Origin of the sequence: Micrococcus sp. KRD096 (genome assembly GCF_017168495.1) — a bacterium.
Classification (GTDB): Bacteria; Actinomycetota; Actinomycetes; order Actinomycetales; family Micrococcaceae; genus Micrococcus; species Micrococcus luteus.
The window spans coordinates 1-7,396 of the sequence record NZ_JABFAY010000064.1 but is presented as its reverse complement, the minus strand read 5'-3'; the positions used below and the strand labels follow the sequence as shown (position 1 = coordinate 7,396).

Annotated in this window: 8 protein-coding genes; 2 read left to right on the top strand and 6 right to left on the bottom strand. The window is 77.2% G+C overall.

The features are described 5' to 3' along the window. Positions 1 to 895 (bottom strand): rhodanese-related sulfurtransferase (locus J1M41_RS11640; RefSeq protein ID WP_206451795.1); only part of this gene is annotated, 895 nt, incomplete at its 3' end. A 93-nt stretch (positions 896 to 988) separates the two neighbouring features. Between J1M41_RS11640 and J1M41_RS11635 the strand changes: the two genes are divergently transcribed. Both J1M41_RS11635 and J1M41_RS11630 read left to right on the top strand, forming a co-directional pair. Next, positions 989 to 1,762: a GNAT family N-acetyltransferase gene (locus J1M41_RS11635; RefSeq protein ID WP_206451794.1), complete on the top strand. Its 774-nt coding sequence runs from the start codon at positions 989 to 991 to the stop codon at positions 1,760 to 1,762. Beyond that, positions 1,759 to 4,359 carry a DEAD/DEAH box helicase gene (locus J1M41_RS11630; RefSeq protein WP_095694899.1) on the top strand — a complete coding sequence of 867 codons (2,601 nt, stop codon included), beginning with the start codon at positions 1,759 to 1,761 and terminating at the stop codon, positions 4,357 to 4,359. The genes J1M41_RS11635 and J1M41_RS11630 overlap by 4 nt, the downstream gene beginning before the upstream one ends. Here the strand turns inward: J1M41_RS11630 and J1M41_RS11625 are convergent. The 5 genes from J1M41_RS11625 to J1M41_RS11605 all read right to left on the bottom strand — a co-directional run. Continuing rightward, positions 4,275 to 4,718: an Rv3654c family TadE-like protein gene (locus J1M41_RS11625; RefSeq protein WP_095694900.1), complete on the bottom strand. Its 444-nt coding sequence runs from the start codon at positions 4,716 to 4,718 to the stop codon at positions 4,275 to 4,277. The two genes, J1M41_RS11630 and J1M41_RS11625, sit on opposite strands and share 85 nt — an antisense overlap. Further along, on the bottom strand, positions 4,715 to 5,167 hold the full coding sequence (locus J1M41_RS11620; protein WP_095694901.1) for a TadE family type IV pilus minor pilin: 453 nt from the start codon (positions 5,165 to 5,167) through the stop codon (positions 4,715 to 4,717). The genes J1M41_RS11625 and J1M41_RS11620 overlap by 4 nt, the downstream gene beginning before the upstream one ends. Continuing rightward, the gene (locus J1M41_RS11615) at positions 5,160 to 5,393 is read right to left on the bottom strand and encodes a DUF4244 domain-containing protein (protein ID WP_044658881.1); all 234 of its coding nucleotides are present in this window, start codon (positions 5,391 to 5,393) and stop codon (positions 5,160 to 5,162) included. Before J1M41_RS11615 ends, J1M41_RS11620 begins: the two co-directional genes overlap by 8 nt. Before the next feature lie 176 nt (positions 5,394 to 5,569). After that, positions 5,570 to 6,715, bottom strand: coding sequence for a type II secretion system F family protein (locus J1M41_RS11610; protein ID WP_206451793.1), 1,146 nt, complete (start codon positions 6,713 to 6,715; stop codon positions 5,570 to 5,572). Then, on the bottom strand, positions 6,712 to 7,396 hold a 685-nt coding region (locus tag J1M41_RS11605), incomplete at its 5' end, for a CpaF family protein (RefSeq protein ID WP_206451792.1). The genes J1M41_RS11610 and J1M41_RS11605, both read right to left, overlap by 4 nt.

Genomic DNA, 7,396 nt, shown 5'->3' with positions numbered 1-7,396 from the left:
GGGCGCAGACGGGGCAGCGGTGCTCGGGGTCGTCGGCGGCGCAGGCCGCGCAGCGGACCTCGAGCGTGGTGCAGGCCGGGTCGGCGCAGTTGCGCAGCGCCGAGGTCGGGGTCTGGCACGTGACGCACCGGCCGATGGTCTCGGCGTCGGCGGTGAAGCGGGTGGACAGGCGTCGGTCGAACACGGCCAGCTCGCCCCGCCACAGTCCGGTGTCGCCGCGGGCCTCGCCGTAGCGGACGATGCCGCCGTCGAGCTGGTAGACCTCGGCGAAGCCGCGGTCCTTGAGCAGGGCGGAGAGGACCTCGCAGCGCACGCCGCCCGTGCAGTAGGTGATCAGCGGCGCGTCCTTGAGGTGGTCCAGGGCTCCGGAGTCGACGGCGGCGAGCAGGTCGCGGGTGGTGTGCGCGTCGGGGACCACGGCCCCCTCGAAGCGGCCGATGGCCGCCTCCACCGTGTTGCGGCCGTCGAGGAAGCGCACGGGGTTCGCGGTGCCGGCGCGCTCGGCGACGAGCGCGTCCACCTGGGCGGGCGTGAGCCGCTCCCCCGTGCCGACGACACCGTCCGCATCCACGGTGACGCGCTCGGGGGCCCCGAACGCGACGAGCTCGGGCTTGACCTTGACGGAGAGGCGGGGGAAGTCCGCCGCCGAGCCGTCCGACCACTTCACCTCGAGGTCCCGGAACGCCGGATGCTCCCGCGTGCCGCGCACGTAGCGCTTGACCGCGTCGACCGGTCCGCCGACGGTCCCGTTGATCCCCTGCGGCGACACGATGATCCGGCCGGTCAGGCCGAGGGACGCCGCGAGCGCGCGCTGCCACAGCCGCACCGCCTCGGGGTCGGCGAGCGGGGTGAACCGGTAGTACAGCGCGATGCGGGAGAGGGCGGCGGTGCTCATCGAGGTCCAGGCTAGTGCGCGGCCCCGGACGTGACGGCCGTGAGGGACGGGCGGGGCCTGGCCCGCACCGGCCACACGCCTTACCCTTCAGACATGACTGAGCATCTGGATCCGGCACTGGTCGACATCTGGTTCGCGGCCTGGTCGCGATCGCGCGGCTACCGCACGAGCCAGGAGGCGGGGCGACGCGCGGCCCTGCGCACCCCCCGCCCCGCCCACATGATCCCCGGCGGCTCCGGTCGCGCCACGGTGGACGTGCCGGCCACGTGGGAGCACGTGGTGGTGAACCCCTCCCGCGCGGAGCTGGAGGACCTGCGCGAGGCGCTGCGGGACCAGGAGCAGATCCTGCTCACCGTGTTCGGCGACGCCGGTGAGGACCCGAAGGCCATGGGCCTGAAGTCCCAGGCCGAGCCGGAGCGCTTCATGACCATGGACATGGATCCCGAGCTGCAGGACGTGGAGCCCCCGCTGCTGCCCGAGGGCTATGAGGCCCGCGTGGACCAGCCGATGGAGGGCAGCCGTCGCCTGCGCATCCTGGCCGTCGGCGCCTCGACCGCGCCCGAGGGCGAGGAGGAGCTCGCCGCCCTCGGCTGGGTCACCGAGGCGGACGGCACCGCCGTCTACGACCGGATCTGGACGTCCCCGAACCACCGTCGCCGCGGCCTCGGCTCCCTCGTGATGCGCTACCTCACCTCCGAGGTCATGAGCGAGGGCGAGATCAGCCGCGGCCTGCTCGTCGCCTCCCCGGACGGCCAGAAGCTGTACCGCCACCTGGCCTGGACCGACCTCGGCCCCGTGTCCATCTGGGGTCGCGGCCTGGTCGAGGACAACCCCACCGCCGAGCACACCGGCACCATGGGGGCGTGACCGGCCACCTCCCGGAGCACGATCCCTGGGCGGATCCCGCGGGCGGCTGGGGGACGCCCGGCGCGGCGGACGCCGCGCCGCCCGTCGACGACGCTGACCCGGACTTCTCCGGACCGGAGCCGCAGCCCGTCGGTGAGGTGGTGGCCGACGTCGTGGCCGGGCTGTCCGTCACGGCACCCGGCGACCTGCGCCCGGACACCCCGGCGGGGGCCGGACTCCGTGCGGCGCTGGGCCGGACCGGGCTGCCCGAGCAGATCCGCCACGTCACCGAGCTGCCCGCACGGCAGGCCCGGCACACGGACTGGCCCGCGGACGCTCCGGAGGGCCTGGTCGGGGCGTTCGCGGCGCGCGGCGTCGAGCGGCCGTGGCTGCACCAGGTGCGCGCCGCGGCCCTGGCCGGCGCGGGGACGCACACCGTGCTCGCCACGGGCACGGCGTCGGGCAAGTCGCTGGGCTACCAACTGGCGGTCGGCACCCGGCTGGCCGCCGACCCCCGGGCCACCGCGCTCTACCTCGCCCCCACCAAGGCCCTCGCGGCGGACCAGCTGACCTCCTGGCGCGCCCTCGAGCGGGACGGCGCCCCGGGGCTGCGCGCGGCCCCCTACGACGGCGACACCGCACCGCAGGACCGGATCTGGGCCCGCGAGCATGCCACCGTGCTCATGACCAACCCGGACATGCTCCACGTGGGGATCCTGCCGCACCACGAGCGGTGGGCCGCGTTCTTCCGGAATCTGGCGTTCGTGGTGGTGGACGAGTCGCACACGTACCGGGGCGTCTTCGGCTCGCAGGTGGGGATCCTGCTGCGTCGGCTGCGGCGCATCGCCACCCACTACCGCGGGGACCGGCCGGAGACCGTGTTCATCGGGGCGTCGGCGACGTCGGCGGATCCGGCCGGGCACTTCGCCCGACTGATCGGGGCGCCGGCCACGGCCGTCACCGAGGACGCGTCCCCGCACGGGGCGGTCACGGTGGCGTTCTGGGAGCCGGAGCTGACAGACCGCCGGGGCGAGAACGGCGCGCCCGTCCGCCGCTCGGCGATGGCCGCCGCCGCCGACCTGGTCACGGACCTGGCCCTGCAGCAGGTGCGCACGCTGGCGTTCATCCGCTCGCGGCGAGGGGCTGAGGCCATCGCCAGCGCGGCCAAGCGGCAGCTCGAGGAGGTCGAGCCGGGGCTCGGCACGCGGATCGCGGCCTACCGCTCGGGCTACCTGCCCGAGGAGCGGCGGGAGCTGGAGGCGGACCTGCGCTCGGGTCGGCTGCTGGGCATGGCCTCGACGCCGGCGCTGGAGATGGGCATCGACGTCGCGGGGCTGGACGCCGTGGTGGTGGCCGGCTGGCCGGGCACCCGCGCGTCGTTCTTCCAGCAGATCGGCCGCGCCGGGCGCGGCGGCCAGGATGCGCTCGCGTTCTTCGTGGCCTCGGACGACCCCCTGGACACGTTCGTGGTGGACCACCCGGAGGCCGTGTTCGACCTGGGCGTGGAGGACACCGTGGTGGACCCGGAGAACCCGCACCTGCTCGGCCCGCAGCTGTGCGCGGCCGCCGCGGAGCTGCCGATCACGCCCGAGGCGTTCGGCTGGTTCGGGGAGCCGGAGCGGGTGCGCGCCCTGCTGGACGTGCTGGTCGAGCAGGGGCTGCTGCGCCGTCGGCCGGCCGGCTGGTTCTGGACGCACCCCGAGCACGCCGCCGGCATGGTCTCCCTGCGGGACGACGGGGGCGGTCCCATGGACATCATCGACGCCGAGTCCGGCGCCCTGCTGGGCACGATGGACTCGCCCCAGACCCACTACCAGGCGCATCCCGGCGCGGTGTACGTGCACCAGGACCGCACGTACCTCGTGGAGGAGCTGGACGAGGACGCGCACGCGGTGGTCGTCACGCGCGCCTGGCCGGACTTCACCACGCAGGCCCGGGACGTCACGGAGATCGAGATCGTGGCGGTGCACCGCCGCCTGGACGCGCGCGCGGGCACCCTGCGCTGGTGCCTCGGGGACGTGCAGGTCCGCACCCAGGTGGTGTCCTTCCAGCGCAAGGCCCTGGTCTCCGGGGAGGTGCTCGGCGAGGAGCCCCTCGACCTGCCGGCACGGGACCTGTTCACCTCCGCGGTGTGGTTCCAGGCAGCCTCGGACGAGCTCATCGCCGCGGGACTGACCACGGATCGCCTGCCCGGCGCCCTGCACGCGGCCGAGCACGCGATGATCGGCATGATGCCGCTCGTCGCCTCGAACGACCGCTGGGACATCGGCGGCGTCTCGATGGTCCTGCACCCGGACACCGGCTCCCCCGCCGTGTTCGTCTACGACGGCCGGCCCGGCGGGGCGGGCTTCGCCGAACGCGGCTTCGAGCAGGCGCGGCGCTGGGTCGAGGCGACGGCGGGGGCCATCGCGGCGTGCGAGTGCGCGGAGGGCTGCCCGTCCTGCGTGCAGTCCCCCAAGTGCGGCAACCGCAACAGCCCGCTGGACAAGGCCGGCGCGCTGACCGTCCTGCGGTTCCTGATGGACCACGCCGATCACCTCGTCCCGGCGGACGCCTCGACCGACGGCTCGGGCGGCGGTGCCTCCGGCGGGTCCGCGGACGCGGCGCCCGGGGCCTGAGACCGCGGCGGGCCCGCGACGGCGTCGGCCGTGGCCGCCGGCAGCGGGGCGCGGGTGAGCTCGACCGCGACGCGCACGGTCCCGTCCTCGCGCACCTCGCACGCCACGACGGCGGCCCCGTTGCGTTCGGCGGTCCGCCCGGCCAGCGCGCACGGCTCGTGGTCGGAGAGCCCGCGCCGGGCGTCGGAGGCGGCGAGCGCCGCCAGATCGGCGGCCCCGGCCGCCCGGGCGCCGGTGACCGAGGCCTGCCCCAGCGCCGCGACCGCCAGCAGCAGCCCCGCCCCCAGGGCGGCGGTGCCCAGGACGGACACGGTGCCCGAGCCGCGTTCGCCCCGCGCGGGCGCCCTCCCGCGGGTCATGACCGGTCCTCCGGCGAAGCGGCGGGCGTTCCGGGCCGCTGGTCGGGGGCGGCGGCGTGCGCGGTGAGGGTGAGGGCCTCGGCCCAGGCGAGCGGCCCGGGACCGGGCTGGACGACCTCGACGGTCACCCAGCCGCCCTCGATGGTGTGCGAGAGCGAGGCATCGTCGCCGGCCATGCGTGCCACGGCGTCCCGGGCCGCCGCCTCGTCATCGCCCCGGGCGAGGATGCGGGCGGCCGACGCCGCCGCGTCCTGACCCCGCACCTGCTGCACCGCGGCGGCGCCGGCCAGCAGGACGGATACGAGCACGAATGCGATCACGGGCAGCAGCACCGCGTACTCGGCGGTGACGGCCCCGGTCTCGCCGCCCCGGAGCGCCCGGGGCCGCCCCGCCGTCCGGGCGCCCGTGCGGCGCGCGGACGGCGGGGCGGAGGTCGGGTGCTCAGTCACGCTGGAGCGCCCCGGTGACGAGGTCCACGAGCAGCGACTGCACGTCCGGGCTGGTGAGCACGACGGCCAGCACGCCCGCGAAGCCCACGGCGGCGAGCGTGAGGATGCCGTACTCGGCCGTGATCGCGCCGGTCTCCTCGCCCGCGGCGTCGACGACGCGGGCGAGGCGGTCGCGGTCGCTGGGGCGGGTAACGGCGGGCTGGGCGGTGTGGGAGCGGTGGGTCATGGTGGTCCTCCTGGAGTGGGCCCCGCGGTGCGGGGCGGTGGTGACGGCCCGGCCGGGCCGCTGGTCCCAGGCTGGCCCGCTCCGGGGCCCGCGCGCCGGGGGCGATGCGGATCCGGGGATGGGCCGGGGCGATCGGGGCCCTGTGCAGGACCGGACGCCCTGGCGTCGCCACGGCCTCAGCCCGGTCCCGCCCCGAGCAGGGCCATGACGACGGGCACCACGCCCCAGCACACGAAGGCGGGCAGCAGGCACAGCCCCAGCGGCATCACCAGGCGCACGGCGAGCTCCTCGGCCGCCCGTTCGTCGGCCCGCCGGGTCTGTTGACGGACGGCGGCGGCGGTCTCGGCCAGCGTGCGGGCGCCGGCCATCCCGGACCGGTGCAGCGGTCGCAGTCGGGCGGCGGTCTCGGTCCACACCGGGTCCGTGTCGAGGCCCGCCCACGCCTCGTCCCAGTCCCGGCCCCAGAGCAGCAGCGCCGCCGTGGCGCGCAGGTCGCGGGCGCCCGGCAGGGTCCGGCCGAGGTCGTCCAGCGCGGCGGGCAGGGATCGGCCGGCGCTGAGCAGCGCCGCCAGCACGTCCAGCACGACGGCGGCGCCCACGGCCGCCGGCTCGCGCGCGGCCGAACGCAGCAGCAGGCGCGTCCAGGACCGCCCGGCCAGCCAGAACAGCAGCCCCACCGCGGCGACCACGGCGCCGAAGGGCGAGCGGACCAGGTCCCACGGGGAGGTGCCGAGCAGCCACGCGAGGCCGAGGCCGCCCAGGGGCAGCCACTGCAGCAGTCGGGACGTCGCGCCCGGCCCCGCCGCGGCCGAGCGGCGGGCCCGGGCCGCGTCCACGTCCGCCTCGAGGCTGTGGGCCAGCCGCCGGGCCACGGCTGCGGGAGCCGCGCCCGCCCGGGCCCCGGCCGCGAGCGCCGCATCGATCAGCGCCCAGCCCGGGTCCCGTGCGGGGGTCCGCCAGGACGGGGTCCCGCCGCGGCGCGCCGCCTCCCGGTGCAGGGTGGCGTCATGAGCCATCGCGTCCCCCGCCTCCACATCCCAGGCCAGTGCCTCGGCCCGGCGTCGGGCGCGGTGATGGGCACAGCACGCGGTGCCCGCCTCGCTCGGGCCCGGCCCGCAGGCGGGCAGGGTGCACGCGGTCTCCCGCCAGGCCTGCTCCTCGGTCAGGCCGGCTGAGACGAGGGCGGCCCAGCGGCGCAGCACGCCGACGAGCACCTCCGTCTCCTCCTCCGGCGTCGGCCGCCCCGCCCGCCAGGGCAGCAGCGCCGCGGCACGCCCAGCGCGCGACCGTCGTGCCTGCCCGGCCGCCGTCGTCGTGCTCACCGGCCGCTCCGCCCCGCGAGCCGGGCCGCGAGCGCGGGCACGCCGGGTCCCTCGATGGTCCGCCCGCCCGCCGCCTCCGTCCCGGGTCGCCACGTGAGGGCGGGCAGCAGGGCGAACCCGTCGGCGCGCGGGTCCGGGACGGCGAGCTCGACGGGGTGCCGCCCGTGGCCGTCGCGGGCGAGGTGCAGCACGGCGTCCACGCCGGCGCGGGCCTGCGCGGCCACCGTCTCGGGCCGCCAGCCGGCCAGGGAGGCCATGGCCGTCAGCCGGGCGGGCACCTCGGCGGCGGCGTTGGCGTGCAGGGTGCCCCACGCGCCCTGGTGGCCCGTGTTCAGGGCGGTGAGGACATCGGCCACCTCGGCGCCGCGGCACTCGCCGACCACGAGCCGGTCCGGCCGCATCCGCAGCGCGTGGCGGACGAGCTCGGCCAGTCCGACCTCGCCGGCGCCCTCCGCGTTGGCGGCGCGGCACTGCAGGGCGACCACGTGCGGGTGATCGGGCGCGGCCTCGGCCGTGTCCTCCACGACGACGATCCGTTCGTCCCCCGGCACCCGGCCGAGGGCCGCGGAGAGCAGGGTGGTCTTGCCCGCCCCGGTCGCGCCGCTGACCAGGACGGTGGCGCGGTCGCGCACGAGCGCCTCGAGGGCGTCGGCCCAGAGGGCGCCGTCCGGCCAGCCGTCG